Below are 639 nucleotides of genomic sequence, written 5' to 3'. Positions count from 1 at the left end.
AGCGAATCCTGTTATGTTAGAAGCCGTAAAAGCACATAAACTTAACCAGCGTTCGTGCTATGTTATTGGAACAAACACAGTGGCAGATGAGTTAAGTGCGAAGGAGGTTTTAGAGGCTTATAAAAACCAGAATAACAGTGTTGAGCGAGGCTTCAGATTTTTAAAAGACCCACAGTTTTTTGTCTCATCTTTTTTTGTTAAAAAACCTGCCAGGATAATGTCATTGCTGATGGTCATGACATTATCACTGCTTATTTATTCAGTGGCTCAAAAGCATTTACGTGAGCAGTTGGCCATTCGTAATGAAACGCTGCCGAATCAGATCAACCAGCCTGTCACGAATCCGACGATGAGGTGGGTATTTCAAATGTTAGAAGGGGTACATGTCGTTTATATTGCTGTCAAAGGTCAAATACTACAGCAAATTACCGGTATTACAGATATCAAAAGGAAAATCTTAGAATTCTTCTACACTGATGTGCAGGAAATTTATCATTTGGAAAAAGTTTGAAAATAAAAATTAGAGGTGCTCAATGTATGTAGAAGTGTGCATCAACGTCATCCTCGCTTGGCGGGAATGACTGCACTGAAAATATTTATGTGACCAACCAGGCAGAATGAATGAGAAGTTCTTGAAGG

At 38.8% G+C, this 639-nt stretch carries 1 protein-coding gene; it reads left to right on the top strand.

Features of this window, described 5'->3' with window-relative positions; all coding sequences use genetic code 11:
- Positions 1-511 (top strand): IS1634 family transposase (locus tag DNK84_RS12980; protein WP_208123336.1); only part of this gene is annotated, 511 nt, incomplete at its 5' end.
- Positions 512-639 lie beyond the last annotated feature (128 nt).

The organism is Facilibium subflavum, from assembly GCF_003574485.1.
GTDB classification, from domain to species: Bacteria; Pseudomonadota; Gammaproteobacteria; order Francisellales; family Francisellaceae; genus Facilibium; species Facilibium subflavum.
This window is presented reverse-complemented; position numbering and strand designations above follow the sequence as displayed.